Raw genomic sequence first — 26,761 nt, 5'->3', positions numbered from 1 at the left:
ACATGAGCGAAGCTGATCCCGCAACCCTGGCAGCCATTCAGCGCGTTACCAAGCGGTGCTTGGCCGAGATCGACCGCGTCTGTACTCTCCTGGACATTCGCTACGTCGCCTACGGCGGAACGGCGATCGGAGCGGTACGCCATCAGGGCTTTATCCCGTGGGACGACGACGGGGACGTGTGTATGCCCCGCCCGGACTACGAGCGTTTCATTGCCGAGGCCCCCGCCGTCCTGCGAGATGAGTTCTTCATCGCGTCCCCCGCCTCTCACTCGGACTTCCCGATTAGCTTCGGGGTGCTGGGCTTGAAGGGGTCGGAGTTCATCTCCAAGGTGGCCAAGGATCGGCCCTTCCGCATGCCGATCAGTGTCGATTTGTTCGTCCTGGACGAGATCGCCGAGGATCCGGCTCGTTTCCGCGCACAGTTGCGTGGCACGTGGCTGTGGGCCAGGCTCATGTTCCTTCGTTCGATTCCGTGCCCGCCGACGGGTCTACCGACGCCTGCTCGTCAGCTCGCGGCGATTGCGATGGCCTGCGCCCACTGGGGGATGCGCGCGCTGCGCGTGAACGAGGCGTCCCTGTATCGCCGCTGGCTGCGTGCCGCTCTCAAGGGCCGCGACAACCCCGTCAAGGCTGCGGATGGGACGACGCTGTACGGCGACTTCTCAACGCGCGATCCGCGCCGCTGGAGCGCTTCGGAGGCCGAGCTTTTCCCCGCGCGCGTCGTTCCCTTTGACGACATCACTCTTCGCATTCCGGCCGCCTACGACGTCGTCTTGACGCGGGGATACGGCGACTACATGCGCGTCCCCGACCCGCGCGATCGCGTGACCCACGAGCCGTATCGCATCGTTTTTGGCCCCAACGATCCCGGCCTCGACGCTGCGACCGAGGGCGGCGACCTGTGAGCGAGAAGGACACCACGGCCTCGTCTATTCCCTCGGATAGCGGCGACGCGCAGGTCGAGGCCACCGGGGAGGCCCTTGAGTCGCGCGGTCAGCTGGGCCGGGACTACCTGTGGAACACGGCGGCCTCCCTGATGTCGAGTCTCGCCGTGGTCATCATGGGCGTGGCGATCGTGCGCTCGGGCGCCACGGATTCCTTCGCCCGCGCCCAGTACGGGCTGTTCACGCTGGCTCTGGCGATCGGCCAGCAGTATCAGACGGTGGGCCTGTACGAGGTGCGCACCTTCCACGTGACCGACGTGCGGCGCCGCTTCGACTTCGGCACCTACCTGTCGACGCGCCTGCTGACCTGTCTGGTCATGGTCGGCCTCATCGCTTACCACTCGTGGACCGCCTCGACGAAGGAGCCCTACCCCGCTTTTACGGTGATCGCCGCGATGGCGCTCCTGCGGATCTTCGACGCCTTCGAAGACGTGTACTACTCCGAGTTCCAGCGCTCGGGCCGCCTTGACATCGCGGGAAAGGCCTGTTTCGCGCGCATATTTACAACCACGTTCCTATGGTCGGGCCTGTACTGGTTCACCCAGGATTTGCTGACCTCGACGCTCATCACCTTCGCAGTCACCTGCGTGGTCCTCATCGTGGCCTACGGGCTACCCGCTCGGGGCGTCTTCCCACTCCTTCCCTCCCTGAACGTGCGGGGCGTCGCGGGAATCCTGTGGGAGTGCCTGCCTCTCTTCGTCGCCGCGTTCCTCAACCAGTACCTGGCGAACGCGCCACGCTTCGCGATTCATGCGGCGCTCGGCGACGAGGAGCTGGGTGTCTTCGCGATCATCTACATGCCCGCGGTGGCGATCAACATGCTCTCGCTCTTCGTGTTCCGCCCGCTGCTCACGCGCATGGCGCTGCGCTGGACCGAGGGGAAGCGAGGCGAGTTCTTCTCGATCGTGCGCAGGGGCCTCCTGACGACGGCCGGCGCCTTCGCCATCGTCGCCGCGGTCACCTATATGATCGGCCCTCCCCTCCTGACCCTCGTGTTCGGCACGGACGTGTCGGGATACGTAGGCGAGCTAATGGTGCTCGTCCTGGCAGGCGCACTCAACGCGGCCAGCGTCATCCTCTACTACGCCCTGGCGACGATGCGCCGCCTGCGGGCGGTCCTAGCGGTCTTCGTGGCGGCTGGCGCCACCGCATACCTGCTCGCTCCAGCGCTCACACGCTCCCTGGCCATGATGGGCGCGTCACTGGCGTATGCCGCCACCATGGGTTTGCTCGCCCTCCTCTTCGCTCTTGTCATGCTGATCCCCGCCCGCAACGCGCCCACCGGCGCCCAGCCCACTACCGACTGAAGGATTCCCTATGCGCATCGCGTTCGTCGTGAACAGCTACCCCCCGCGCCTGGGTGGGTTAGAGTCCCACATCTACCACCTGTCGGTGTCCCTGGCTCAGCTGGGGCATCGGGTGTTCGTCCTGACCATCTCCGATGAGCCCGGCCATCGCACAGAGGAGACGGTCGATGTTCGCACGGACCGCGCTCACCTTCCCATCGCCGACGTCATTAGCTTCCCCTCCGCCGGGGCGACCCGTCGAATCGCGCGTTTCCTGGCGCGTGAGCACATCGATATCGTCAGTGTTCACACGCGTTTCTTCCCGATGAGCTTCGTCGGGGTCCGTGCGGCCCGTAAGGCGGGGCTTCCGGTCATTCATACCGAGCACGGCTCGGGTTTCGTCGCGGCCTCGTCCCCCGTGATCGCTGCGGCCTCGCGCGTCGTTGACGTGACGATGGGACGCTACGTGCTGCGACACGCCGACCGCGTCCTCGGGGTCTCCGAGCAGGCCGCGGACTTTGCCTCGCGGCTGGGCGGGGTGCGCGCCGATGTCTTCTACAACGCGATCACGCCTCCGTCGCCCCATCCCGAGCCCATCGCGGATCGCCACCGCCACCTGGTGTTCGTCGGGCGCATGGTGCCCGGCAAGGGCTGGGACACGTTTATCGAGGCCGTGGCGCGCCTGAGCGCGGAGGGAGTCGAGGTCACCGGGGAGCTGTTGGGCGCGGGCGCAGACCTTGAGGCGGCCCGTGCTCTCATCGTTGATCGCAACCTGGCCGATCGACTCTGCGCTCCGGGGCGGGTGAGCGCGCAGGAGGTGCGTTCGCGTCTCGCCGGGGCGACCCTCGTCAATCCGACGGTTCTGTCCGAGGGATTCCAGACGACGCTGCTCGAGGCGCTCGCCGAGCGAGGCCGGGTCGTCACCTTCACGGTACCGGGGGCGAGGCTCTTGGCGGAGCAGGGGCACCCGGTGGTGATCACCGAGGAGAGGAACCTGGAGTCGCTGGTCGACTCCCTGCGTTCCTACCTGCGCGAGCCGGCGCCTCTGGCGCAGCCGGACCTTATCGACGCGTGGACGTGGCCCGTGCGGGCGCGCGAGTATGCGTGCATCGCCTCGACGCTACTGTCCGAGAAGAACGCTGCTCGCAACGCCGGTAGTGACGCCTCCCCGCGAGGCTGAGCCGCGGATCATCGCCGCGCGGCGAGCGCGATAGCACAGCCCAAGACTTACTGACATATCTGGGCATTTGTCCATTCCTCACGCCACTTGTTTTTATCTGAACAATTAACCCGTCGGCTGAATAGGATTGTTGCGTCGGAAGGAACGTGCCGGACAGGCTCGCCCCCCTTCCCTTCACAAGGCCGTGTGGGTCCGCACGGCCTTGGTCTGCGTCTCCCGCACACGTTGACGATCACCATCCGGCCCGTTCGCACCGAGCAGGCCTCTTCCGCCGCCCCCATCGCCAGTTTTCGCGTGCGCGATGACCGTCGTCTTCGCGGCCGCCATCCTCGGTCCGTGCAGGTCCCTGAGCGCGAGGAACGCCTCGACGTCGCGCCCCCCCCGTGAGGCCAGCCAGGAGGGCGACTCGGGCAAGGAGGGACGCGACAACCAGGAGGGTGAGGGAGCACGCAACGAGGGCGAGGGCGGGTAGGAGGGGGCCGGGGTGAGCACAAGCCCGAGGACGATTCCGACTCCCCCTCCGACGCCGAGAAGGCAGTGGGCGCGGGGAACGAGGCGAGCGGCCCCGACGGCGACGTTCGTCGGGCTTCCTCCGAGAAACTTTCCAAAGGTTTCGACATCCTCGAGGTGGGCGCCGACCTGGAGTGGAAAGATGTCGACGCCGGAGCGCCCCATTGTCAGGATGTCTGCGTAGTGCTGATCCAGGGACATGCCAGCTCCTTCCTCTTCGTTGGGGTATGTCGAGCCCGACGTTCCAAGGATGCACTATCGGCGGACAATCGTCAATCTTTGTCCATACAATAGGCTCAGCGCGTCGCACCCGCGAACGATGCCAACGCTGATACTATGTAACCCTATTAAATTTACCGAAACCCCTGTGTCAGGATACGAAGGTCTCATCATGCCCCGATCGTCAACTACCACAGCACACACCCCCTACGTCCCCGACATCACGCTCGACCGCTCCTCCCCGATCCCCCTGTACTTCCAGATCTCCGAGCCCATTGCGCAGCTCATCAACTCCGGGACTCTCCCGGCCAACACTCGCCTCGAGGACGAACTCTCCATGGTCGCCCGCCTGCACGTCTCGCGGCCGACCGCCCGCCAGGCATTGCAGCGACTCGTGGATCGCGGCTTCCTGACGCGTCGGCGCGGGGTCGGAACGATCGTCTCCCCGCGCCACGTCCATCGCCCCATGGAGCTCTCCTCCCTCATGCGAGACCTCGTGGAGGCCGGACACAAGGTACACACGACAATCCAGCGCTACGAGGCGCGCCCGGCTAGCGCCCAGGAGGCCGACACGCTGGGCATCGACGAGGGAACGCTCATCGTTCACATTGAGCGCACGCGCTTTGCCAACGACGAACCCATCGCCGTTCTCACCAACTCCATCCCCTCCGACATCGCACCATCGATGCAGGAACTCGAGTCGGGTTCGCTCTACGACCTGATGCGCGAGCGTGGCGTCACGCTCGCCTCGGCGCGCCAGGTGATTGGCGCCCGCAGCGCCACAACCAAGGAGGCCAAGCTCCTGTCCGAACACCGCGGCGCCGCCCTGCTCACCACCCAGCGCACGACCTACGATCCCTCGGGTCGCATCGTTGAATACGGCGACCACATCTACCGGGCTTCACGCTACTCCTTCGAGGCCAATCTCTTCGCCCAGTAGCCGTGCGCCATATTGACACTTTGCCCTAACAAACTGTTGGCAGGGTGAAGGACACTTCGTAGACTTGGGGGCGACGAAGATACGCCGCAAGCAATCACAAAGGAGTGCTTCCTGCCATGTCCATCGAATACACCCCTGGCCCCCTCCTGGACGCCGCCCGCAACACGCCCACAGCCCTGTGGAACGACTCCTCGGACCCCACCGAGCTGGCTCAATCCATCTCCTATGGCGGCGTCGGCGCTACCTGCACCCCAACCATCGCCTTCACCTGCATCAACCAGCGTCGCGACGTCTGGCTGCCCCGAATCGCGCAGCTCGCCGAGGAGATGCCCCAGGCCAGCGAGTCCGAGATCGGCTGGCAGGCCGTTCGCTAGCTCTCCCTGGAGGCCGCCAAGCTCCTCGAGCCGATCTTCGAGCGAGAGAACGGACGTAACGGCCGCCTGTCCATGCAGACCGACCCGCGCCTGGCCCGCAGCGCCACGGCACTGGCCGACCAGGCCGAGGAGTTCTCCAGCCCGGCCCCGAACATCATCGTGAAGATCCCCGCCACCTCGGTTGGCGTGGAGGCCATCGAGGAGGCGACCTACCGGGGAGTCTCCGTCAACGTCACGGTGTCATTCTCGGTCCCCCAGGCCGTCGTGACCGGTGAGGCCATCGAGCGTGGCCTCAAACGCCGCGAGGCCGAGGGCAAGGACGTGTCGACGATGGGACCGATCGTCGCCCTCATGGTGGGTCGCCTCGACGACTGGATGAAGGACGTCGCCAAGCGCGACCGTCTGTTCATCGACCCCGGCCACCTGGAGTGGGCGGGCGTGGCCGCCTTCAAGCGCGCCTATCAGGAATTCAACAGGCGAGGCCTGCGTGCCCGCATGCTCTCCGCGGCATTCCGCAACGTCATGCACTGGTCGGAGTTCGTCGGCGGCGACGTCGTGGTCTCCCCGCCCTTCAAGTGGGCCAAGCTCATCAACGACTCGGGCTACAAGATGGAGGAGCGCATGGATATCCCCGTGCGCGACGACATCATGGACACCCTGCTCTCCATTCCCGAGTTCGTCCGCGCCTACGAGCCCGATGGCATGGCTCGAGACGAGTTCGACACCTTCGGCGCCACGGTCAAGACGCTGCGCGGCTTCCTGCAGGCTGACGCTGACCTGGACGCGCTGGTGCGCGACGTCATCATGCCCGCTCCGTGACCTCGTCGGTGACCCCGCGCTCCTCCGGGGCCGCCGACGCCCCCATTCACATCACCCCTTGCAATTGTCAGAAAGAAGCAATGATGCTCAATATCGCCGTCATCGGCGCCGGCCGGATCGGCCACGTTCACGCCAAGACCATCGCCTCCCACCCGGGGGCAGCGCTCACCCTCGTCGCAGATCCCTTCGGCGACGCCGCCGAGAAACTTGCCTCCCTGCACGGAGTGCGCTTCACGACCGATGTCGACTCGGTCTTTGCCGACGAAGGGGTTGACGCCGTCGTCATCGGCTCGCCCACGCCCCTGCACATCCCCCATCTGCTGGCCGCCGCGAAGGCGGGCAAGGCTGTGCTGTGCGAGAAGCCGATCGCGCTCGACATGAAGGACGTGGAGGCCCAACGCGCGCAGCTCGACGCAGTCTCCGTTCCCGTCATGTTCGGCTTCAATCGTCGTTTCGACCCCTCGTTTGCGGCCCTGCACAGCCAGCTTGAGGCCGGCCGGATCGGAGACCTGGAGAACCTTCTCATCATCTCGCGGGATCCCTGCGCCCCTCCGGCGGAGTACGTGAAGGTCTCCGGCGGCATCTTCCCCGACATGACGATTCACGACTTCGACATGGCGCGCTTCTTCCTGGGCGACATCGTTGAGGTGCACGCCTATGGACAGAACTTCAACGAGGAGATCAAGGCAGTCGGCGACTTCGACGCCGCCGTGGTCACCCTGAAGAACTCCGCGGGCGTCGTCGCCACCATCATCAACAACCGCCAGTGCTCAGCAGGCTACGATCAGCGACTCGAGGCCCAGGGGTCGACGGGCACCCTCAACGCGGACAGCATCCGAGCCACGACCGTGCGCCTGTCCAACGCCGAGGCCACCGACTCGATGGAGCCCTACCTGGACTTCTTCCTGCAGCGCAACGCGGATGCCTATCGCATCGAGCTGACGGAGTTCATTGACGCGGTGGCCAACGGGACCACTCCTCCGACCTCGATCGAGGACGCGATCGAGGCGCTGCGCCTGGCCGAGGCCGCCACGGAGTCGGCCCGCGCAGGCGAGCCCGTCTCGCTCACCTAGCCGCCTGTGCGCCGATTCCGGCAGGGGGCAGAGCTTCCCACCGATATCGGCGCGCGTCTCCCTCGCTGAGGAGGAGACGCGCACGAGCGCCTATCACTCCCTTCTCTGCGCCCTGGCCGGGCCAGGCCCCTGCCCCGCTCCGTGACACGTTTCCGCTCACTCGCTCACCATCCGTGCGAAGGACTGGCAACACAACCAGTGACACACCTTTGTCTAGACAATGAGACACCTTTCGATAGAATAGATGCACCGGCGCATCTTGCCGAGGACTAGCACCGCGACTCATAGGAGAGCTGCAATGACTCACGTCTACGCTCCCGCAACCGCAATCGTCGACCCGAACGGTATCGCCTGGGGCATGCACCTATCGCGTGGCGCAATGATGACATTCCCGAGGTCGGCGAATGGAACACGATCGACGTCATGTTCGATGACCTGGCCGAGGCCGGCTTCGCCGGCACCGAGGTTGCCGGCTGGTATCCCTCGAAGGAGGAGACGAAGGAGAAGGCCGACGCCGCGGGCCTGAAGATCGTTGCCCAGTGGTTCTCCAGCTTCATCGTCCGCGACGGCGTCGACGCGGTCATCCCCGATTTCCGCACCACCTGTGAGTACCTGCAGTTTCTGGGGGCGACCCGCGTCGTCGTCTCCGAGCAGACCGGCTCGGTGCAGGGCGTGCGCGACATCTGCATCTTCGACAACAAGCCCGTCCTGAAGGACGAGGAGTGGCCGGTCCTGGCGCAGGGCCTCAACAAGCTCGGCGAGATCGCCCACGAGTACGGCCTCGATCTGGTCTACCACCACCTGGGTACCGACATCCAGACCAAGGACGAGACCCTTCGCCTGCTCGAGCTGACCGATTCGGACAAGGTCTCGCTGCTCTTCGACACGGGCCACGCATTCGTGGGCGACGGCGATGTCATGGGCCTGCTGCACGGGGCGATCGACCGCATCAAGCACGTGCACTTCAAGGACGTGCGCCCCGCGAAGATGGAGGAGTCCCACGAGGCCAAGCGATCCTTCCTCGACTCCTTCCTCGCCGACATGTTCACGGTTCCCGGCGACGGAACGATCGACTTCACGGAGCCCTACGCCTTCCTCGTCGAGCACGGCTACCGGGGCTGGATCCTGGTCGAGGCCGAGCAGGATCCGACGATCGCTCCCCCGCTCGAGTACGCGCGCATCGCGCGCGACTACGTCAAGGGAACCCTGCTGGGTCAGTGAGCCCCGTCGCGCGATTCCTCGGATTCCCGCGCGAAACAGGAAAGGTGCGGAAGCGACATTCTCGGTGCGCTGACGGGACTGGCCAAAACCGCAATCCCCGGCCTGGCCTCGCGTTTTTCGGAGAGCGGGTTCCTAGGGACCACGGCGTGGTTCTTCTTCACGGTGAACGTCATCAAGGCCCCCGTCACCATCGGCATGGGACTGCTGCACCTCGAGCATCTGCCGCTCATCGGAGCGCTTGCTCCCGTGGTGCTGGCATGCGCGTGGGCGGGGCGCCGCCTGGCTGCCCGCATTCCCCAACGCGTCTTCGCCCCCTCGCCATCGCGGCGACGGTGCCGCTGCTGGCGTCATAGAAGCTACCAACGTAGGCTTTCGCCCGTGTCAGCTGATTCACTGATGCTGCGCAAGCAGAGCTAGAGCGTGAGTCTCATTCCTTCATGCTCAAGCATCTTAAAGGGATTGAGACACTCCACTCCAAATTCGCTGCACGCGTCGGGTATCTTGATCCGCCTCTTGGATGCCGGCGCCGACTTTTCGTGCGTGACGACCACCCATCCGCAAGCCATTGCGTGCGCGACGATCCAGGAGTCCGCGACCCGGAGAAACTCATTGACGGCTCGCTACTCATGGCTGCTCATTGCCCACGTGGAGACCTTTTGATAGCAGGAGACGACGCGCGAGTCGGGAGCAACGAAGTGTTGCTTATTCAGCTTCGCCCATGCCTTGAGAGGATCATCCTCGCTCGCGCCGTCTAGTTCGTCGTACACCGACTTGATACTCACGGCGTGGCACGAGTCGAAGAGCTGAACCAGGAAATCCCAGTACCCGGGTGCCAGATCGAACGTATAGTATGCGTTCGCCGCATCAATGAAGATGTTCGTGTCCAGGACATACATCGGTCACACCACCTGGAGGTGTTTCGCCAGCTTGTCGAACACGTCCCTCTTGTGGGTGCCGATCATACGGAAACTCTCCGTGAATCCCGTACGCCCCTCCAAGGTGGATGTGATGACCGCGGTCGCAAATGAACGCCCAAGACGCGCGGTGAGGGTGTTGTAGTAGTTACCGCCACCACTACTGGCATGAGATTTATCCGTGCCATAGTCAGCGTGCACGGCATCCAATACCCGGCGGTACTTCTGCTCCCCAATTTGCCCGGCGCTACGCATCCGGTGAAGTGCGACCTCGGCGGAAACGCCGAACCTTCGCGCGGCCTGACGATAATCCTGGACAGATTCTGCACCGTTGAAAGCATCAAGCGCTTCATCAGGCAGAAGCGTAAGAGCGGCAACCTTGTTGCACCATGCTTCCTCGCCACTGCCCCCCAGCGTATTATCTCCTCCTGAAAGCGCACTATGCCCTAGCAGCAAGTGCGCAAACTCGTGAACAAGCGTGAAGTTTTGAGCACTGTATGGTTCTCGGGCGAGATTGACGAAAATCAGCGGGGCAATGTCATCGTAAAGGCTAAAGCCACGAAACTCGTCCGTAGATAGAGGCCGTTGAGTATTCGCTCCAACGATTCCGCTCATCATAACCAACACGCCTGCATCTTCGAGCACACTCACAAGACGACGACGCCACTGATCCGGTGCCTTCGCTTCCAATAGTTCAAGCTGCAGGAGACTACGCACATCCCGAGCAACACGGCGGGGATCAGCGTCCCCATTCACGCTGCCCAAGAATGGAAGCTTCTCGGCCCCCTGTTCAAGAGCGTAATCATGATACCAATCCTGGAACTGCTGATAACGGTCGATGGTGTCGAGAAGGTTCCCGGAGGGACGCTCGATGACGGCACTCTCACGGGTGCGCATGTCGGCGATGGGCAGCGTCTCATCAGGAGGTTCAGGCATGATGAGCGCACCGAGGGACGTGTGGGTGAAGACCGCGAACTTCTCAAGGTCGCGGAGGGTAGGCTGGAGACTTCCATCCATCCAGTCCCCAAGGTGCGGGAACTTCGTCAGTGCTTCCTCGTAGGTACGCTCAGAACGCTGGAGGGCCCACGACAGCACTGACTGACTGACAGCCACGCGCGCGCTCATAGCGTCCCTCCTCCCGGGCACGTATCGATGACCTCATCGTACAGTGAGCTCCTGTCGTTTCCATCTCCTTGGGGCACTTCCCATGCGATATCACCCCATCGGAACAAGAGTCTCCGACTATGCGCTAGCCGTCGCGACGACGATCGTGGCGACGGTGCCGCTGCTGGTGTGGACAGGGTGTGGGTGCGAGCATTGCCCGCACCCACACCCTCGCGTTAGGACCGAGGGGCGTCAACGACGACGGGGAAGGAATCCCCACGCGCGTCGCACGGCGGCCGCTCCCCCGCCCGCAGGGTCAGCCGTCCCACGAGCACGCCGCGCCGGGCGTCAGAGCCTTCGCGTCCTTGAGGAACTGCTCCGTCGTGTAGGAGGTCGTGGGCTCGCTCAGCCCGGCCTTTTCGAACATCTCGCGGTTGTAGTACAGGACGTCCGGCTCGGCGTCGTAGGGCAGTGCCAGGACCTTGCCGTCCACCGTCATCCCCTGCATCATCGCAGCGTTATAGTCGGAGGCGTGGATTCCAGCGGCTTCCATGTAGGAGTCGAGAGGCTCGAGAAGTCCGGAAAGTTCCTGTGCGCGAGCGGCCTGCGTGGTGAGGATACAGGGCGCGTCGGATCCCACCATGCGCGTCTTGACCTTGGTCCAGTAGTCGTTGAAGGACGGACCGTCGAAGGTCAGGGTGAAGTTCGGGTCCTTCTCCTTGGCGGCGTCCACGAAGGACTGCCACTGGGCGCGGTCGTTCTCCGTGGACACCCACGTGTACATCTGGTGGACCCGGTCGCCGCCGGAGCCACCCGCCGAGGATCCGCCCGAACCGCAGGCGCCTGCGAGTAGCGCACCCGTGGGGCAGTCCAATATGTGCCGTCTCTCGTCATTGAAATTGACAGGACAACTGTACCAGCGTATCCCCGGGACCAACAAGCGGAAGGTCACGCACTGAAGGAGGCCCAACGCGCGCCCTCGCCCGTGTCAGGCGGCCCATTCGCGCAGGTGAGAGCCGTGATGGCCGATCCACAAAAGGCCTGTCAATCGTCCATGACCCGCAAGACTCACTCGGGGGCATCTCCTCCCCCGGGGGACGTCTCTGCCCTCCCCAGCGCGCCTCGCAGCGCCTCGTCCAGCGGCGCGGCACCACCGAGGGCGTCTTCCAGCTCGTCAAGCGAGAAGTGGGAGGGACCCGCCAGGAAAGCGACCATCGCCCCCACCTCCTCTGGGCCCACCCCCGTGCGGGCCGCCCATGCGCGCCGGTACAGGCGCAGCTGGGTGACGAAGTAGGCGATCTTGTCGGGCTTCGTCGCCGCGGTGATCGGCGCCCCGCTCTTCCAATCGACCACCAGGAAACGCGGCCCCTGCTCGCCCACTCGCTCAAAGACGGCGTCGATGCGCCCCTGGACGGAGACGCCGCCCACCTCCACGGAGAAGGCCTCCTCGATCGCGACCGCCCGATAGCCCGCGAGGCGCGTGGCGACAAACGCGCGGAAGTTCGCGCGGAGTCGGTCGAGGCGGCCGCGTTCCCCCTCCGTCAGCAGGGCCTCGTCCGCGCCGTCCCCGCCCGCCAACGCGGCGTCCTCGCCGGTGGCAAGCTCGAAGGCCTCGGAGGCGGGATCCGCGGAGGCCAGGTGAAGTTCTCGCTCCACCCACGCATGGAACACGGTGCCGAGCGCGGACAAGGAGCTGGGCCTGGACGGCATGGGGCGACGCATGTCGCGCGCAAACTCCTCGCCATCGTGGAGGAGCGCCGAGACGGAGGTTGCGGGGACCCTCTCGGCCCACAGGTCCACGACCGGGGTCTCGAGCCCCAGGTGATATTCCTCGATCAGGGCAACCGTGTCCCTCACCGCGGGGTCGTCGCCCAGCTCGGCCAGGGCCTCGTACACGTCGTGGTCCCCGGCCAGGGCTCGGATCTGCGCCTCCACGGCCGCGGCCGCACCAGCCACCAGTCGACGCGAGGGACCCGGTTCCTCCGGGAAGGTCGCCGAGGCCGCCGCGGCGCAACTCTGAGCGATCTCCTCGTCGTCGGGCTGCGGGGCGATCAGGCACGCCCCCGCCCCGGACACCGACTCGACCCCCAGGCCTCGCCAGTCCCCCCTGGCCCACACGCCGCGGTCATCGACGCGCGTCAGCGAATCATCGACCAGGTCCGGTTCCTGACCGAAAAGCTCGTCGCGTGCCTCCATCAGGTAGCGCGACGGCTGCCTCATCGCCGAACCCATCCGATAGATCCAGGAACCCACCAGGAGCTGGGCGCTACGCGCCCGAGTCATCGCCACGTACGCCAGGCGTCGCTCCTCGCGCTCTGCGTGCACGCCCAGGGCGCGACCGTAGTGTCCCTTCATCCACTTGGAGTACGCGGCGGAAGGCTTGGCCTCGCCCTCCACATCCAACGCGAAGGGCGGCAGGTCGGCGCGGTCCCCGCGCAGCGGGTGAGGCAACGCGCTCGCATCCGTCAGCCACGCGGAGTCGATCGGCGGCTCGTCCAGCCACGACACCGTCTTGCGCTTGTCGTGCGACGGGAAGACGCCGTCGCTCAAACCGAAGACGACGACGCAATCCCACTCGAGTCCCTTGGAGGCGTGGACCGTCATGATCTGCACGGCGCGCGGATCGGGTTCCCCCAGGGGTGCCTCGAGCCCGTCCTCGCGCTCGTCCGCCATGCGCAGGTAGGCGAGGAATGATCCCAGCGACGCTCCCGGCGTGTCCCTCTCGTAGGCGGCGGCCACCGAGATGAACTCATCCAATGCGGCGCGCCCACCCATCGACAGAGGATCGGCGATGACGTCGTCGAGGGTTCCCATGATGCGGATCGCGCGTTCCACCTGTTCCACGACGGTGCGCCCCACCCCCTCGCGCACGGCCCGCAGCCGCTCGCCCAGCAGGCGAACACGGCGCACCGCCTCCTCGCTGATCGCCGGACGTCCCTCGGCCGACCAGCCCGGCTGCGGGGGAGCATCCACCGCGTCGAGGAGGACCGCCTGGTGGGCGCTCGCGCCCTCCGCCCGAGCAAGGACGCGCGCCCAATCGCCCAGCGCCATCAGGTCCGCGGCCCCCAGGTCGATGCCCGCCAGGAGGCGCGCCAGCCACGGGGACGCACCCACGTCGTGGGCCAGCTCCAGCGCGGCGCGCACGTCTTGGACCGCCCCCTGGTCGAGCAGACCCCCCAGGCCCACGATCTCCGTGGGGATTCCCCCGTCCCGCAGCGCCGCGTCCACGTAGGCAAAGTCCTTGCGTCGCCTGCACAGCACGGCGACCGTGCGCCGCTTGCCGCCCTCGCCGGCCCGCGAGCGCATGCGCTGCACGAAGTCGACGACCACCCCCAGCGCGTCCTCGTAGGCGGGGGCGTAGGCGACCTCGACGCGTCCGTCTCCCGCTCCTCCGCGTGCCACCAGGATGGGCGACTGGGCGTTGAGCGCACGCTTGCCCTCCTGATAGGCGGCGACCTCGCGTAGGGGCGCGGCCACGCGGTTCGCGGCGTCCAGGATCGCCCGGTCGTTGCGCCACGCGGTGGACAGGGTGAGGGTCTGCTCCGGCGTGGCCGGGGCGGAGCAGAAGCGTTCGAGGAAGGACTCAAGGGACGAGGCCGAGGCCCCCCGCCACCCGTAGATCGCCTGATTCGGGTCGCCGACCGCGGTGACCGCGTGGTCGCCAAAGAGCATGGAGAGCAGGTCCATCTGGATGACGGACGTGTCCTGGAACTCGTCGAGCAGGACGGCGCGGAACTCCTCGCGCAGCGCCTCGCGGACCACCGGCGCCTCGCGGACGATGCGCGTGGCCAGGACCAGCTGGTCGGAAAAGTCCAGGAATCCCAGGTCCCGTTTGCGCTGCTGGTAGGCCTCGATGGGGCCGAGGAAGGCGATGCGACGACGGTTGGCGCGCAGGAGCCGCCTCGCGTCCTCGTTCGTGTCGCCCACCTGTTCCAGCTCGCGGCCAAACTCTTCGAGTGCCTCCCGGGCGCTGGAGACCGTGTAACCGTGCTCGGCGATCTCCCCGGCCAGGTGAAGGATCTGGGAGACGGCGCCCAGGGGCGTGAGTTCCTCATCGAGGTCGCTTGGCCACGCCTCGACGATCTGAAGCATCATGTCCAGCGCTCCGGCCTCGGAGAGCATCGAGAAGTCGGGGTCGATGCCGATGCGCATCCCGTGCTCGGAGACGATGCGTTCGGCGAAGGAGTTGTAGGTCAGGGACACCGGGTCCGCGTCCAGGCGCTCGCGCAGGTGAGGCATCGCCTCCGCGAGGAGGCGGATGCGCGCCCGCAGTCGGTCCCCCAGTTCCCCCGCCGCCTTGCGCGTGAAGGTCAGGCCCAGGATCGAGGCCGGCGTGAGGTCCGGGTGATTGGCCAGGAGCCACAGGACCCTCATCGACATGGTCTCCGTCTTGCCCGACCCGGCGCCCGCGACCACCAGGAGGGGACGGCGCGGGGATTCCACCACGCGCACCTGCTCGGGCGTCGGGGTCTTCGAGCGGTCAACGATCGCCTGGATCTGGGTGGCGCTCACGCTCATCGCGCTCTCCTGTTCCACGTCATTCCACCACCTTGCGGCCTCGCTCGCGTGCCGGGCACAGCCGGTCGAAGGAGCAGTATCGGCAGGCCTCCTGCGAGGGCCGTGCCTGGAAGTAGGGGCCGCGGGCGCCGAGAGCCACCTCGCGCACGCAATCGAGCCACTTCTCCAGTTCTTGCCCGCGCAGCGGTGGCTGATCCAGGATCTGCGGCTTCGCGCCGCCGAGCAGGGCGATGCGCGCGCCCGCGACCGATCGTCCCGAGGCGATGAGGGCCATCTGGTACGCGGCGAGCTGGGGGTTGTCTCGCACGCTCGCCTTCGTGTAGCCGCCCTTGCCGGTCTTCAGGTCCGTGACGCGCACGCCCTCGTCGACGTGCTCGAGGCGGTCCATTCGGCCGCGGATGGTCACGCCCTCGACCGTGGCCTCCACCGTCTCTTCGACGTCGACGTCTCCGGGGACACCCACGACGTAGCTGGCCAGGTTGTCGACGATCGCGTGTGCGCGCCTGTCGGCGACGCGGCCCGCCCACGTGTCCAGGTTGTAGCCCAGCTCGTCGATGCGAGCCTCGAGGGCCTCGGTCAGTTCCTCCGCGGTGCCGTGCGGGTTCTCCTCGGCGACCGCGTGCACGAGGGTTCCCAGGCTTGCCGCCGCGTTGGCCGTGCCTTCGGCCCCCACCGTCGTGAGGAACCACCTGAGGGGGCACACCAGCGCGCGTTCGAATTGCGAGGGGGACAGCACGATGTCGCCCCGGTAGTCCCGGGCGCAGGTGGGAGTTCCGCCCGCGCCCAGCCAGCGGTGCGGCTGAGCCGAGGCGATGCCCTCGCGCGCCAGCAGGGCCAGGAGGGTGGCCGCCAGGTCGGCGTCCGCCGGGTCGTCGGGGGCTGCCGCGCGCGCACGCAGGTCGGCGATGTGTCCGGACAGTGACAGGGGCGCGTCCACCGGATCCACGGGTACCAGGTCACCGACGCGGGGAGTGTCCGCCAGGCGAGCCACCAGGTCGAAGAAGACGGAGGGTGCGGCGTCCTCCGCGCGCACGGCACCGGCGTGGACGACGCGCCGAGCCCTCGTCACGGCCGCGACGAAGAGCCGGTACTCGTCATCAAGCACCGCGGCGCGAGCGGCCCGCACGGAATCGATGAGTTCTTCGCGGCCGTCCTCCCCCACACTGGTTCGTCCCGCGCCCGCGTCCGCCAGCAGGTCTGCGCGCAGGATCCGGTCGCGCAGCCGCAGGTTTGGCCACGCCCCGTCCTGCAGGCCGGCGAGGACGACGACCTCCCAGTGGCGGCCCATCGCCTGGGCGGGGGTGAGGACCTCGACGCCCGCGGGCCGCACGCCCACGCGTGAGATCGTGTCGATGGGGACCGTGCCCGAGGCCAATTCGGCGGCGAATTGCGCCGCACTTGTGGCGGGGTTGCGCTGCTGCCACACGTCGGCGACGCGCAGGAGAGCGACGACGGCGTCCAGCTGGTCGTCGTACCACCCCGAGGACTCGTCCGACGCGATCGCTCGGGAGCGCCACTCGTCCGCGACGCCGGCGGCCTCCCACAGCTCCCACAGGCGTTCCTGCGGGCGGTCGCTGCCGTTCATTCCCAGGTCCCACAGGCGCGAGGCGACCTCGAGTGGCCGCGCGAGCGCGCTTGCGGCGCGGGCGCGCTTGCCTCCGGCACGCTCGGCCTCCTCGATGGTGGGGCGCCAGGTGCGCGGGTCGGCCACGAGGTCGGCCGACGTCAGCGGGATCGGCGCCACCGGGTCGCCGTCCTCCTCGGCCGCCTGGGTGCGCGCGGCGTTCAGGCGGCGCAGCAGGCGGCGCGTGGCCAGGGGGTCGGCGCGAACGAGGGGCGAAGGCAGGAGGCGCTCGGCCAGCTCGCGGCGGGCGGCCTCGTCCGTGCCCGTGGAGCCCGTCGGCACCGTGATGAGGTCGAGGAGGAGGCGCGTCGTGGGCTGACTGGCGAAGTCGAAGGCCCGCCCGCCGCCGGCCAGGGGAACGCCGCCGCGCGCCAGGTAGCGGCGCGTCTCGGCGACCATGGATGCGCTGCGCACGATGACGGCCTGGTCCGCGAAGTCGATGCCGTCGTGCAGGTGGTGGGACCGCAGCGCGCGAGCGATGAGGGCGCCCATCTGCGAGGGCGTTGCCCCCAGGTGCGTCACCAGGCCTCCCCGGGGCGCGTCGTCGCCGACCCGGGCGTTGCGGCGGGCAGGCGAGCCGGATTGGGTGATGCGCGAGCATGCCTGCCGGGCGAGCTCGCGCACAGGCGCGGACATCGCGTACACCTGGCCGAGTTCACGGATGTCCACGCGAAGGAGGGAGGCGAGGCGGCGGTCAAGGTGCGGCTCGCCGCCCCGGTACCCGGCGACCGCGACGTCCGCGTCGGAGAAGGCAACGATCCGAGCCCCCTTCTCGCGGCACGCCGCGAGAAGGGTCAGCGTCGAGGGCGTACAGTCCTGGAGATCGTCGACGACGACGAGGTCGGGCACCGGACAGGGCGCCTGCACCCCGCGCGTGGGGGCCTCGCTCTGCCAGAAGCGGATCAGGTCGGCGGCGAGGGACTGGATGCGCGACAGGTCCACGCGCAGGGTCCCCGAGTATTCCGGGCTGCGCTGGGGGCCCTCTTCGAGGGCGGCAACGATGGCGCCCGCGGCCTCCCATTCGGGCCTGCAGAACCTGCCCCCCGCCTCGGCCAGCGAGGCCGCGTTCATCCCGGCCTCCCCCGCGCGGGCGACCAGGTTTCGCAGCTCCGCGCGGAAGGCGGGCATGGCGCGCATCTGGGGGCCGATCTCACTCGGCCAGGGAGCGTCCACGGTCTCGAGAAGCTGGGCGAGCATCTGGTCCTGGGAGGATCCCGTCACCAGCTCGACCCCGTCAAGGGGAACGGCGCGCTGGGTGCGCCAGGTGGCCACCACCTGGTAGGCGAAGGAGGCGGGGGTGCGGCAGGGGCGCACCGCGTCGGGCGCGAGGGCCTGCGCGCGGGGGGTGAGCAGGTCGGCGCGAGCGCGGTCGGGGGTGAGGATCACGGCCGAGCGTCCCGCGGCGTTCTCCGCCTCGAATGCCGCGAGCGCGCACGTGCTGCGCCCCGAGGAGGGGGCGCCCCGGGCGACGACGTCGCCGACCCGCGAGGCGCGAAGGACCTCCGCCTGCTGGGGGTTCAGCTCGGGCAGCCGCCACCACGAGGCGGGGCGCGCACGCAACCTGACCTTGATTTCGCTCATGACGCAATACTGGCAGACACCGCTGGCATCTGTGACACATATGATGGTGGTGACGGCTTTTTCCAGCAAGGAGCATTCATGGAGATTTTCATCGGGATTCGTGACAACACCCGCCAGCTCGCCCTCGACGTTGACATGAGCGAGAGCGAACTCGTGTCGAAGGTCAACGAGGCGCTCGCCTCAGCCAACGGCCTCCTCGACCTCACCGGCTCCAAGGGGCAGCGTCTCCTCGTTCCCACCCGCGCCCTGGGCTACGTACAGATCGCCAGCAAGAACGAGCGCCGCGTCGGTTTCGCGATCGGCTGACCCCGAGGGGCGACGAGGCCGGGAGAAAGTCCTCGCAGCCGCCCGGCACCGGCCTGACGCTCGTACGCGCGAGGCCGCCGCCACGCGGGGCCGAAGCTAGGCCTTGAGGTGGATGTCGCGCATGCGCTCCCCGTGGCGCGCGATCACGTACTCCGTGATCGCGTCCGCGTTCTCCGGGGTGGCTGCCAGCGTCGGGTAGGTGAACAGCGTTGCCCGCACCAGACCGAGGGCCTCGCCGGCGACGCGCCGACCCCACAGGGACAGGCGAGCCGCGAGCTGCGGGTCCTCCTCGATTCGCGGCCCGAGGTGCGCGCGCACCCAGTGTCCCTGCTCGAAGGGCCACACGTCCTCCATGCCCTCGAAGAGCTTGTGTGTCTGGGCGACGCGCAGCATCATGTCTCCGAGCATGCCGCGCGTAATGAAGGTCTTGACGCTGCGCTCGGCGAAGGTCGTGGGGCGCGTGCGCGCGTCCAGGTCATCGTAGGTTCGAGAGAAGACCTCGGCGGCGGCCATCAGGTCGAATCCGCGGTGCTGGCTCCACACCTCAAGCTGGCGATACAGGGCGTAGCACTGGGCGGACATGCGGGCGTGTTCGACGTGGGCCTCGAAGGACGGTGCCTGCTCGCCGTCCTTGGCCAGGCGAGTCATGAACGCCAGCGAGGAATAGGCGAGAATACCGACGACGTCGGCGTCTTCGGCGGGAACGGGAACGTAGTCGTGTGCCATGACTCCAGCATAGTGCCTGACGGCGCCGCGTGAGCCTCATTCCGCCCCCGCAAGCACCCCCGACACGGCCGCTCTGTGATCATCCCCTCCCCCGCTATTGCGGTCGGCACGGTTACACTGAACAGCGACCAATCAAAGACCGGTCGCATTCTTGACTCTTCACACGGAGGCGCGGACGTGCATCCCCGCGCCAGGCAATGCGCGATCGGCACCGACCCCAACCCCGGAAGAGCCCGGGAGACAAGGTAGATCGTGACCAACACGAGCAACGAGGCCACCGCGCCCACCCCCAGCAACGACGCAACCGACCAGGCCACCGGCCCCCAGGTGCCCGCCGACGCCTCGCCCGTCGAGTACTCGGCGGGGGTCGTGCGCCTGGGCAACATCCACCCCGAGGCCCCGGCGCAGGAGGAAGCCACCCCCGACATTACCGACAAGGGTGACGAGGACCTGGACAAGAAGTCTTTCGCCGACTTTGGCGTCACCGACCCCATCGTTGACGCGCTCGAGGATAAGGGAATCACGCACCCCTTCCCGATTCAGGCGCTGACCCTGGGGCCCGCGCTGGATCGCCACGACATCATCGGCCAGGCCAAGACGGGCACCGGCAAGACTCTCGGCTTCGGCATCCCGGTCCTGGAGGATGTCATCGCTCCCGACGAGGAGGGCTACGAGGACCTGCTCAACCCGAACAAGCCCCAGGCCCTCATCATCCTGCCGACACGCGAGCTCACCAAGCAGGTCGCTCAGGACCTGCGCGACGCCGCGAAGTACCTGTCCACCCGCATCGTGGAGATCTACGGCGGCGTCGCCTTCGAACCCCAGATCGAGGCTCTCACGCGCGGGGCCGACATCGTCGTGGGTACTCCCGGGCGCCTCATCGACCTGCTGCGCAAGGGGCACCTGCACCTGTCCGGCGTCGAGACGGTCGTCCTCGACGAGGCCGACGAGATGCTGGACCTGGGCTTCCTGCCCGACGTGGAGACGCTGCTCGGCCGGGTGCCCGAGAACCGCCACACCATGCTGTTTTCCGCGACGATGCCCGGACCGGTGGTCGCCCTGGCGCGCCGCTTCATGGTTCACCCCACGCACATTCGCGCGCAGGATCCGGACGATCAGAATCAGACCGTGAACACGGTCAAGCAGGTCATCTACCGGGTTCACGCCATGAACAAGGTGGAGGTCGTGGCCCGCATCCTGCAGGCCGAGGGGCGTGGCCGCACCGTGATCTTCTGCCGCACCAAGCGCACGGCGGCCCGCCTGGGCGAGGATCTGACGGCCCGCGGCTTCGCGGTGGGCGCGCTGCACGGGGACCTGGGGCAGGGCGCACGCGAGCAGGCGCTGCGCGCGTTCCGCAAGGGCAAGGTGGATGTCCTGGTTGCCACGGACGTGGCCGCACGAGGCATCGACGTCGACGACGTCACCCACGTCATCAACTACCAGTGCCCCGAGGACGAGAAGATCTACATTCACCGCATCGGGCGCACGGGTCGCGCCGGGAATTCGGGGACGGCGGTGACGTTCGTGGATTGGGACGACACACCGCGCTGGTCGCTCATCTCCAAGGCCCTGGGCCTGGGCGTGCCGGATCCGCTCGAGACGTACCACACCTCCCCTCACCTGTTCACCGACCTGGATATTCCGGAGGGCACGACGGGGCGTCTCCCGCGCGCCAAGCGCACGCGCGCCGGCCTGGATGCGGAGGTCTTGGAGGACCTGGGCGGTTCGTCTCCTCGCCGCGAGGGTCGAGGCCGCGGCGGCCGTTCGGGCTCGCGTGGTGGCCGCGGTCGTTCCGCTCGCAGCGGCGATTCCGGTCGTTCTTCGCGCGGCTCGCGGGCGCGCGGATCCCAGGATGGGGATCGCACGCTCAACGCCGGTAAGGGTGGCCGCTCGGATCGCGGGACGAGGGGCCGCGGGCGCGGCGAGCACTCGCCGCGCCCGGGCTCGGCCGATTCCACTGCGGCTGGTTCTACTTCTGAGCGCACACCCCGCGCCCGCAAGCGCATTCGCCGCCGCAAGGGCGGCGAGTGAGGCGCTCGCTCTGCGGGGCTGGCTACGGGGCGGGCTGCGGGGCGACGCGTTAGTCCCCTGCCCCGCCCCTGCTGCGCAAGTTAACCCACCTAGTGGAACGTGGGCGGCGGTGCCCATGCGCCACTAGGTGGGTCAACGCGTACATCGGTGGGTTAGGACTGCCCTCTAGTGGGTAAGCGCGCCACTTGGCGGCACGTGTTGCCCGGCACGGCCTGGTCTCTTCACTGCCCGTGCGTGTCTGCGGATCACCGGGCAACAGGTACGCCGCGCGGATGGGCGATAAGCGAGTTCGCAGTCGGCCGTCGAGTGTGTCAACCCGCAATCCCGGGCTATTTCTCGTCAAGGGGCTTGCGGGCACGCGCGGCCGCATGGCTCACTCGTCGAGCCCCACCGAATTTGCCCGCCGCTTCATGGACGAGAAGCGCTCCCCTTGAGGACGACTGTAGCTCACGGTGACACTCGGCGGTTAACGTGCAAAAACATGCGACGGCTCACTGGCGAGCCGGGCGGTAGCTGAAACGCCCAGATGATGATTACAGTGTATTCTTATTGTTTCGTGTCGGTTCTTGGCGTATGGTGGTGTGTAAGGGCGCGGTCCCGGTGGTGGGGGCGCGTTGGAGGAGACCTCAGTGTGGAGGGCACACGCCATGGAGATACCACCCCTGTCCGAGCGACCCGTGAGCCAGGAGGAGGAAGAGGCCTTCCTGCGCTCTATTCAACCCCGGCGAGGCCTCTTCGGTCGGCGTTTCATCGGGCCGAGGAGATGGCGGCCGGGCTGGGTGCGGGCTCCGCGCGCACGCGGTAGCGTGCGCGGCGGTGGTGGGGAGGGTGGGCCTGGTGAGGGTGGCGCCGCCGTCGACAGCGGCAGTCAGAGTGGGGGCGTGGCTTGGTTGCGTGCTGATCCGGTGGATTGGGGTATCCGCATCGCCGTCGTCGTGTTGATCGTCGCGGGCTGCTACGCCGTCTACATCAACGGTGTCGCCGAGGGCTGGTGGCGCGCCTGGGGCGAAAACCCCACCACTATTCCCACGCGGTCCGCCATGTCGGGCCGGGCCCCCACACCCACAGCGACCGGTTCGAGTCAGGCCCCCATGTCCGGCGGCTACCAGGTCGGCCCAGACGGCGTCCTGGTGCGGCCCGCCGAACACGCCGCCTCCACCTACACCCTGCCCGAACTCCCCCAAGCCGCCACAGAAAACAGTGAGCGAGGAGCAGAAGCCGCAGCCGAACACTACCTCGCACTTGGCGTCTACGCGTGGAACACCGGAGACACCACACCACTCGCCAACATGTCAGACCCTTCATCGGAGTTCGCTTCTGAGTATATCCGGCGGATAAACGAGGTCTATAAGGATGGCTGGACCTACGGAAATCAGTCGACGGTCGTACATGTACTTCGGCTTGAGCCTGTCCCCGCTGATGGGGGAAACGTTCAACCAAACACTATTGGTGTGAGGTTCGAGCTCAAGTCCAATGATGGTGTCACCTGCAGAGGTCAGAAGATCACTGTAAAGGAAAAGGAGTATACGTCCACCATGTCCCTGTTTATGACCTGGAAAGATGGACGATGGGTAGAGACGCAGGGAAGTGCGACGACTCATGAAGAATAGTAAGACCATTGTAGTGTCGACACTGGTGCCTGTCGTTAGTCTCTTGTTTGTGAGTATTCCTCCCGCGGCCATCGCTGACGATATTGATGACAATCGTCAAGGTCTCGAGGTGACGCGTGAGGGAGGCGATCTTGCGGCTGCCCTATGGGAGCAACAACAAGTCCGGCAAGCAGGTCAGCCAACGTCGGGTCCGATCACGACTGCGGGTGATGATACGACGCGTCAGTCGAATGAGGCGACTCCTGCGAGTGAGGCTGGTGCGTATTTTGATTTCGCTCATTGCGCGGTGGAGACGAATCCGTATGGGGATGACCCTTTTACGCACGGGAGCTGGGTGTGCGCCTACCCGCCACCCGAACCCGGCCAGGACGCACCCCAGAACAGGCCACCCACCACGCGCGAACTCCTCCTAGCAGCAGCCACCCTCATCCACCCCGACGGCGCAGGCCTACGCAAACGCCCCGAAGGGGTGTCCTACACGAACCGGCGCATCCCCACCCTGGTCAACGTCACTCACCCCACCCAAACCCACACCGTGCGGCTCCTGGGGAGGGATGTCACCGTGACCCTCACAGCCCAGGAATACACGTGGAACTGGGGAGACGACACACCAAACACGGTGACCTCCTCACCAGGAGCGCCGTGGGTGACGGGGATGGACCCCAACACCGACCCGACCCTCATACGCCACTACTACACCGCACCAGGCGGGTGGAAATCCTTCCTCGACGGCCCCTACCCCAAGGCCACACGCACCATCACCCTGACCACCACATGGGCAGGCACCGCCACCAACCCCTTCACCGGAGACACACAAACCATCAACGGCCTGGTCACCACCACCGAAACAACCGACCCCTTCCGCCTCGACCACCTCATCATCAACAACACCGACACCGCAGAAGAAAAACAAGGCCACTAAACACCCAACAGGCACCACACCCCAGACCAGTAGGACCCCAGGGCCACACAGCCACCCCCTTCTCGGGCGCCGCGTGAAACCCAGACCACCCCCGCCACCCCTTGCCGGGCGCCGCATGAAACCCAGACCACCCCCGCCTGAAGAAAAACACCACTATCCGGCGATTCACGCGAAGCAGGGGCGGTCGCGGTTTCACTAGCCCGCCCAACACCACAGACAGGGGCGGCCCGGGTTTCACTACTGGCCTGTGCGCAAGTTGTTGGCGGTTTGTTTCTGCGGGGCGCGTCTTCGCCGAAGAGTTCGCGCTCCTGCGGCTGGACCCAAACCAACAACCACCCGTCCTAATACACCTTATGGCGCAAAGTGCTTTCTGACCCGACTACGCCGACTGCGTGAACGAACCGATCATGTCTTAATGCACCTTATGGCGCTAGGTGCTTTCTGACGACACTTGACCCCGCCACCGTCCCCGCGTGGGGGTTCTGTCTTAATGCGCCTTATGGCGCTAGGTGCTTTCTGACCGAAACTGACTACTACAGCGCTGAATCCATCAAGTCGTAATGCACCTTATAGCGCTAGGTGCTTTCTGACTCCGACCCTGTGGAGATCATCTGCACCGACACCGAGCGTCCTAATGCACCTTATGGTGCTAGGTGCTTTCTGGCGTGCTCGGCCGTCCTGCTCCGGCGCCGACTGTCCCGTCTTAATGCACCTTATAGCGCTAGGTGCTTTCTGACTCCTCCTGCTCATCTTCGCCGGATTGTTTGTGTGCTGTCTTAATGCACCTTATGGCGCTAGGTGCTTTCTGATTTGCGGGACATCGAGCCGATGATGCGCCGCGTCCCGATTGTCTTAATGCACCTTATGGCGCTAGGTGCTTTCTGATTTTTCAGATGCCGCCAATATTGCGTCGGGGGGACTGTCTAAGTCCTAATGCACCTTATGGCGCTAGGTGCTTTCTGATCACGAAGGTCTCCGGCCTCCAGCTGTCGAATTGGTAGTCTTAATGCACCTTATGGCGCTAGGTGCTTTCTGATACGCTCCGGTTGCTGGATCCCACGCGAGGCGAGCTACGCGGTCTTAATGCACCTTATGGCGCTAGGTGCTTTCTGACGCAAGCACGTGGGCCGCGTGTGGCGGTGCTTGAAGAAGCGTCTTAATGCACCTTATGGGGCTCATCCCAATGCAGGGTGGGTTCTGAAGCCGCCGGTCTCGAGTAGGCAGCGGGCGATGTAGTTGTTGAGGTTGCGGAAGCCGAGAGCGGATCCGCGGAGGTGTTCGAGCCGCCCGTTCAGGGCTTCGGTGGGGCCGTTGGAGGTCCCCGGGCGCTCGAAGTAGGCCAGCACGTCAGCTGCGCGCTGGTTCAGGGTTCGACCCAGGCGACGGAGCTCGGCCAAGACCGCGGGCACGCCGTCGCGCAGGGCGGCGATGACGGCGCTCATCGCCGCCCGGCCGGTGGCCCTGTCGGGGTGGCGGTAGGCGGCGATCATCCGTTGGAGGATGCCCCAGGTGGCTTTGACCTCGACGTGCTCGGGATTGGTGAACAGGACCATGAGTCGTTCGCGTTGCCGGTCAGTGAGCAGGTCCTCTCCGGTGTGCAGGGTCCGCCGGGCCCGGTACAGCGGGTCGTTGCTGCGGCCTCGGTGGCCGTGCAGGTCCTGCTGGACCCGGCGCCGGCACTGGTCCAGGGCATCCCCGGCGAGCCGGATGACGTGGAAGGGGTCCATGACCGCCACCGCGCGCGGGAGTTCCTCAGCGGCGGCGGTCTTGAACCCGGTGAACCCGTCCATCGCGACCACCTCCACCGCGTCACGCCACGCCTGGGGCCGGTCGGCGAGCCAGGTCTTGAACGCGGCCTTGGAGCGGCCCTCGAGCATATCCAACAGCCGTGCCGGGCCGGTCCCGTCGCGGATCGGGGTGAGATCAATGACGACGGTGACGTACTTGTCGCCCTTCCTCGTGTGCCGCCAGACGTGCTCGTCGACCCCGATGATCGCGACCCCGTCGAACCGTGCCGGGTCGCCGATCAGGACCCGCGCGCCCTCGGCCAGAACGGCCTCATTCGCGGTATCCCACGCGACCGCGAGCCCTTCGGCGATCCGGGCCACGCTCAGATGCTGCACGACCAGTGCGAGCAGGGCCCACCGCAGTCCAGCCCGGGAGATCTTCGCGCGCGGCTCGGCCGCGGCTGTGGTGTCCTGCCGCCACACCCGCCCGCAGCCGGTGCACCGGTAGCGGCGCACGGCGATCAGCAGCGTCGTGGGTCGCCACCCGAACGGCTCGTGCGCCAGCCGGCGCGTGACCACGTCGTGCACGCTGCCCTCACAGCCGCACCCCCGGCACCACCGGTCATCATCGACAACCCGGCAAGCCAGCACTGCACGATCCGGCTCGAGGCGCTGCCCGGTCACCTCCAACCCGAGACCGTCCAGGCGGCAGAACGTCGTCAGATCGGGCGTGGTGAAGGTACCGTCGGGCATGTCGTGGTCTTCCTGATGGGGAGCGTGAGAACTCCCATCATGTGAAGACCTCGACGCCTACCCCGAGACCGACGCGCCACCCCCGCCACCCACCCTCGTTTGGGATGAGCCCCTTATGGCGCTAGGTGCTTTCTGATACGCGACAGGCCACCACTCGTATGCGCTCCACCGACGGGTCTTAATGCACCTTATGGCGCTAGGTGCTTTCTGATGTCATTATCCGCGTCGGCGATCGCGTGCGCTGGTATCCGGTCTTAATGCACCTTATGGCGCTAGGTGCTTTCTGACCGCTTTTGTTCACGAAGCTAACTTCTCGGCTTGGTGTCGTCTTAATGCACCTTATGGCGCTAGGTGCTTTCTGACGCTGCACAGCAGATTA

General features: G+C 66.6%; 16 protein-coding genes, 4 pseudogenes and 2 CRISPR repeat arrays (1 of these 22 running past the window's edge). Of the genes and pseudogenes, 12 read left to right on the top strand and 8 right to left on the bottom strand.

The genetic code is table 11. The features are described from left to right. Positions 1-2 precede the first annotated feature (2 nt). Genes NQK35_RS00740 through NQK35_RS00730 form a run of 3 tightly spaced genes read left to right on the top strand, consistent with a single transcriptional unit; the run spans position 3 to position 3,410 of the window. A complete protein-coding gene (locus tag NQK35_RS00740) occupies positions 3-905 on the top strand; it encodes a LicD family protein (protein ID WP_257114245.1) in 903 nt (300 codons plus the stop codon). Beyond that, on the top strand, positions 902-2,251 hold the full coding sequence (locus NQK35_RS00735) for a lipopolysaccharide biosynthesis protein (protein WP_048742475.1): 1,350 nt from the start codon (positions 902-904) through the stop codon (positions 2,249-2,251). Before NQK35_RS00740 ends, NQK35_RS00735 begins: the two co-directional genes overlap by 4 nt. Positions 2,252-2,261: 10 nt before the next feature. Beyond that, the gene (locus tag NQK35_RS00730) at positions 2,262-3,410 is read left to right on the top strand and encodes a glycosyltransferase family 4 protein (protein ID WP_257114242.1); all 1,149 of its coding nucleotides are present in this window, start codon (positions 2,262-2,264) and stop codon (positions 3,408-3,410) included. Positions 3,411-3,929: 519 nt separating this feature from the next. Here NQK35_RS00730 and NQK35_RS00725 read toward each other — a convergent pair. Continuing rightward, positions 3,930-4,121: pseudogene (locus NQK35_RS00725) on the bottom strand (5-dehydro-2-deoxygluconokinase); the annotation flags it as partial. Between the two features lie 190 nt (positions 4,122-4,311). Between NQK35_RS00725 and NQK35_RS00720 the strand changes: the two are divergent. From NQK35_RS00720 to NQK35_RS00700, 5 genes and pseudogenes are all read left to right on the top strand, one after another. Beyond that, positions 4,312-5,079, top strand: a complete 768-nt coding sequence (locus tag NQK35_RS00720) for a GntR family transcriptional regulator (protein WP_257114241.1) — start codon at positions 4,312-4,314, stop codon at positions 5,077-5,079. Between the two features lie 116 nt (positions 5,080-5,195). After that, a pseudogene (locus NQK35_RS00715) lies at positions 5,196-6,272 on the top strand (transaldolase family protein). 83 nt (positions 6,273-6,355) lie between these two features. Continuing rightward, positions 6,356-7,345, top strand: a complete 990-nt coding sequence (iolG, locus tag NQK35_RS00710) for an inositol 2-dehydrogenase (protein ID WP_257114744.1) — start codon at positions 6,356-6,358, stop codon at positions 7,343-7,345. A gap of 298 nt (positions 7,346-7,643) precedes the next feature. Continuing rightward, positions 7,644-8,566, top strand: a pseudogene (gene iolE / locus NQK35_RS00705) (myo-inosose-2 dehydratase). Positions 8,567-8,728: 162 nt separating this feature from the next. Beyond that, positions 8,729-8,983: a hypothetical protein gene (locus NQK35_RS00700; protein WP_257114239.1), complete on the top strand. Its 255-nt coding sequence runs from the start codon at positions 8,729-8,731 to the stop codon at positions 8,981-8,983. On the opposite strand, the pseudogene NQK35_RS00695 reads toward NQK35_RS00700, so the two are convergent. From NQK35_RS00695 to NQK35_RS00675, 5 genes and pseudogenes are all read right to left on the bottom strand, one after another. Continuing rightward, positions 8,980-9,462 (bottom strand): annotated as a pseudogene (locus NQK35_RS00695) (DUF4411 family protein). The gene NQK35_RS00700 and the pseudogene NQK35_RS00695 overlap by 4 nt on opposite strands. 3 nt (positions 9,463-9,465) lie before the next feature. Further along, positions 9,466-10,605 carry an ImmA/IrrE family metallo-endopeptidase gene (locus NQK35_RS00690; RefSeq protein ID WP_257114238.1) on the bottom strand — a complete coding sequence of 380 codons (1,140 nt, stop codon included), beginning with the start codon at positions 10,603-10,605 and terminating at the stop codon, positions 9,466-9,468. 295 nt (positions 10,606-10,900) lie between these two features. After that, on the bottom strand, positions 10,901-11,458 hold the full coding sequence (locus NQK35_RS00685) for an ABC transporter substrate-binding protein (protein ID WP_232209823.1): 558 nt from the start codon (positions 11,456-11,458) through the stop codon (positions 10,901-10,903). 194 nt (positions 11,459-11,652) lie between these two features. Continuing rightward, complete coding sequence (locus NQK35_RS00680) at positions 11,653-15,102, bottom strand: ATP-dependent DNA helicase (RefSeq protein WP_257114743.1); 3,450 nt, start codon at positions 15,100-15,102, stop codon at positions 11,653-11,655. Between the two features lie 19 nt (positions 15,103-15,121). Beyond that, positions 15,122-18,307, bottom strand: a complete 3,186-nt coding sequence (locus tag NQK35_RS00675; RefSeq protein ID WP_257114237.1) for a UrvD/REP family ATP-dependent DNA helicase — start codon at positions 18,305-18,307, stop codon at positions 15,122-15,124. A 78-nt stretch (positions 18,308-18,385) separates the two neighbouring features. Here NQK35_RS00675 and NQK35_RS00670 point away from each other — a divergent pair, with 78 nt between their 5' ends. Continuing rightward, positions 18,386-18,613, top strand: a complete 228-nt coding sequence (locus NQK35_RS00670) for a DUF3107 domain-containing protein (RefSeq protein WP_009212264.1) — start codon at positions 18,386-18,388, stop codon at positions 18,611-18,613. 96 nt (positions 18,614-18,709) lie between these two features. Here NQK35_RS00670 and NQK35_RS00665 read toward each other — a convergent pair whose 3' ends face one another. Then, positions 18,710-19,339: a ferritin-like fold-containing protein gene (locus NQK35_RS00665; protein WP_009212265.1), complete on the bottom strand. Its 630-nt coding sequence runs from the start codon at positions 19,337-19,339 to the stop codon at positions 18,710-18,712. Between the two features lie 252 nt (positions 19,340-19,591). Between NQK35_RS00665 and NQK35_RS00660 the strand changes: the two genes are divergently transcribed. The 3 genes from NQK35_RS00660 to NQK35_RS00650 all read left to right on the top strand — a co-directional run bounded on the left by NQK35_RS00660 (position 19,592) and on the right by NQK35_RS00650 (position 23,902). Continuing rightward, positions 19,592-21,370 carry a DEAD/DEAH box helicase gene (locus NQK35_RS00660; RefSeq protein ID WP_257114236.1) on the top strand — a complete coding sequence of 593 codons (1,779 nt, stop codon included), beginning with the start codon at positions 19,592-19,594 and terminating at the stop codon, positions 21,368-21,370. 881 nt (positions 21,371-22,251) lie between these two features. Beyond that, complete coding sequence (locus NQK35_RS00655) at positions 22,252-22,980, top strand: DUF6318 family protein (protein ID WP_373567053.1); 729 nt, start codon at positions 22,252-22,254, stop codon at positions 22,978-22,980. Positions 22,981-23,029: 49 nt separating this feature from the next. After that, positions 23,030-23,902: a hypothetical protein gene (locus NQK35_RS00650; RefSeq protein ID WP_257114234.1), complete on the top strand. Its 873-nt coding sequence runs from the start codon at positions 23,030-23,032 to the stop codon at positions 23,900-23,902. A 342-nt stretch (positions 23,903-24,244) separates the two neighbouring features. Further along, positions 24,245-25,016: a CRISPR direct-repeat array (repeat unit 33 nt; unit sequence TAATGCACCTTATGGCGCTAGGTGCTTTCTGAT). A 61-nt stretch (positions 25,017-25,077) separates the two neighbouring features. Here the strand turns inward: NQK35_RS00650 and NQK35_RS00645 are convergent. Continuing rightward, on the bottom strand, positions 25,078-26,382 hold the full coding sequence (locus NQK35_RS00645) for an ISL3 family transposase (protein WP_257114233.1): 1,305 nt from the start codon (positions 26,380-26,382) through the stop codon (positions 25,078-25,080). A 175-nt stretch (positions 26,383-26,557) separates the two neighbouring features. Beyond that, positions 26,558-26,761: direct repeats of the CRISPR family, unit length 37 nt; unit sequence GTCTTAATGCACCTTATGGCGCTAGGTGCTTTCTGAC (it continues 964 nt past the right edge of the window).

The sequence above is a fragment of the Schaalia odontolytica genome, from assembly GCF_024584435.1.
Classification (GTDB): Bacteria; Actinomycetota; Actinomycetes; order Actinomycetales; family Actinomycetaceae; genus Pauljensenia.
This window is presented reverse-complemented; position numbering and strand designations above follow the sequence as displayed.

What these genes read in the sequence shown, in the direction of transcription:
- NQK35_RS00740 (WP_257114245.1), top strand. Translation starts at nt 3, where the DNA reads ATGAGCGAAGCTGATCCCGCAACCCTGGCAGCCATTCAGCGCGTTACC.
- NQK35_RS00730 (WP_257114242.1), top strand. Translation starts at nt 2,262, where the DNA reads ATGCGCATCGCGTTCGTCGTGAACAGCTACCCCCCGCGCCTGGGTGGG.
- NQK35_RS00720 (WP_257114241.1), top strand. Translation starts at nt 4,312, where the DNA reads ATGCCCCGATCGTCAACTACCACAGCACACACCCCCTACGTCCCCGAC.
- iolG (WP_257114744.1), top strand. Translation starts at nt 6,356, where the DNA reads ATGCTCAATATCGCCGTCATCGGCGCCGGCCGGATCGGCCACGTTCAC.
- NQK35_RS00690 (WP_257114238.1), bottom strand. Translation starts at nt 10,605, where the DNA reads ATGAGCGCGCGCGTGGCTGTCAGTCAGTCAGTGCTGTCGTGGGCCCTC.
- NQK35_RS00680 (WP_257114743.1), bottom strand. Translation starts at nt 15,102, where the DNA reads ATGAGCGTGAGCGCCACCCAGATCCAGGCGATCGTTGACCGCTCGAAG.
- NQK35_RS00675 (WP_257114237.1), bottom strand. Translation starts at nt 18,307, where the DNA reads ATGAGCGAAATCAAGGTCAGGTTGCGTGCGCGCCCCGCCTCGTGGTGG.
- NQK35_RS00670 (WP_009212264.1), top strand. Translation starts at nt 18,386, where the DNA reads ATGGAGATTTTCATCGGGATTCGTGACAACACCCGCCAGCTCGCCCTC.
- NQK35_RS00665 (WP_009212265.1), bottom strand. Translation starts at nt 19,339, where the DNA reads ATGGCACACGACTACGTTCCCGTTCCCGCCGAAGACGCCGACGTCGTC.
- NQK35_RS00645 (WP_257114233.1), bottom strand. Translation starts at nt 26,382, where the DNA reads ATGCCCGACGGTACCTTCACCACGCCCGATCTGACGACGTTCTGCCGC.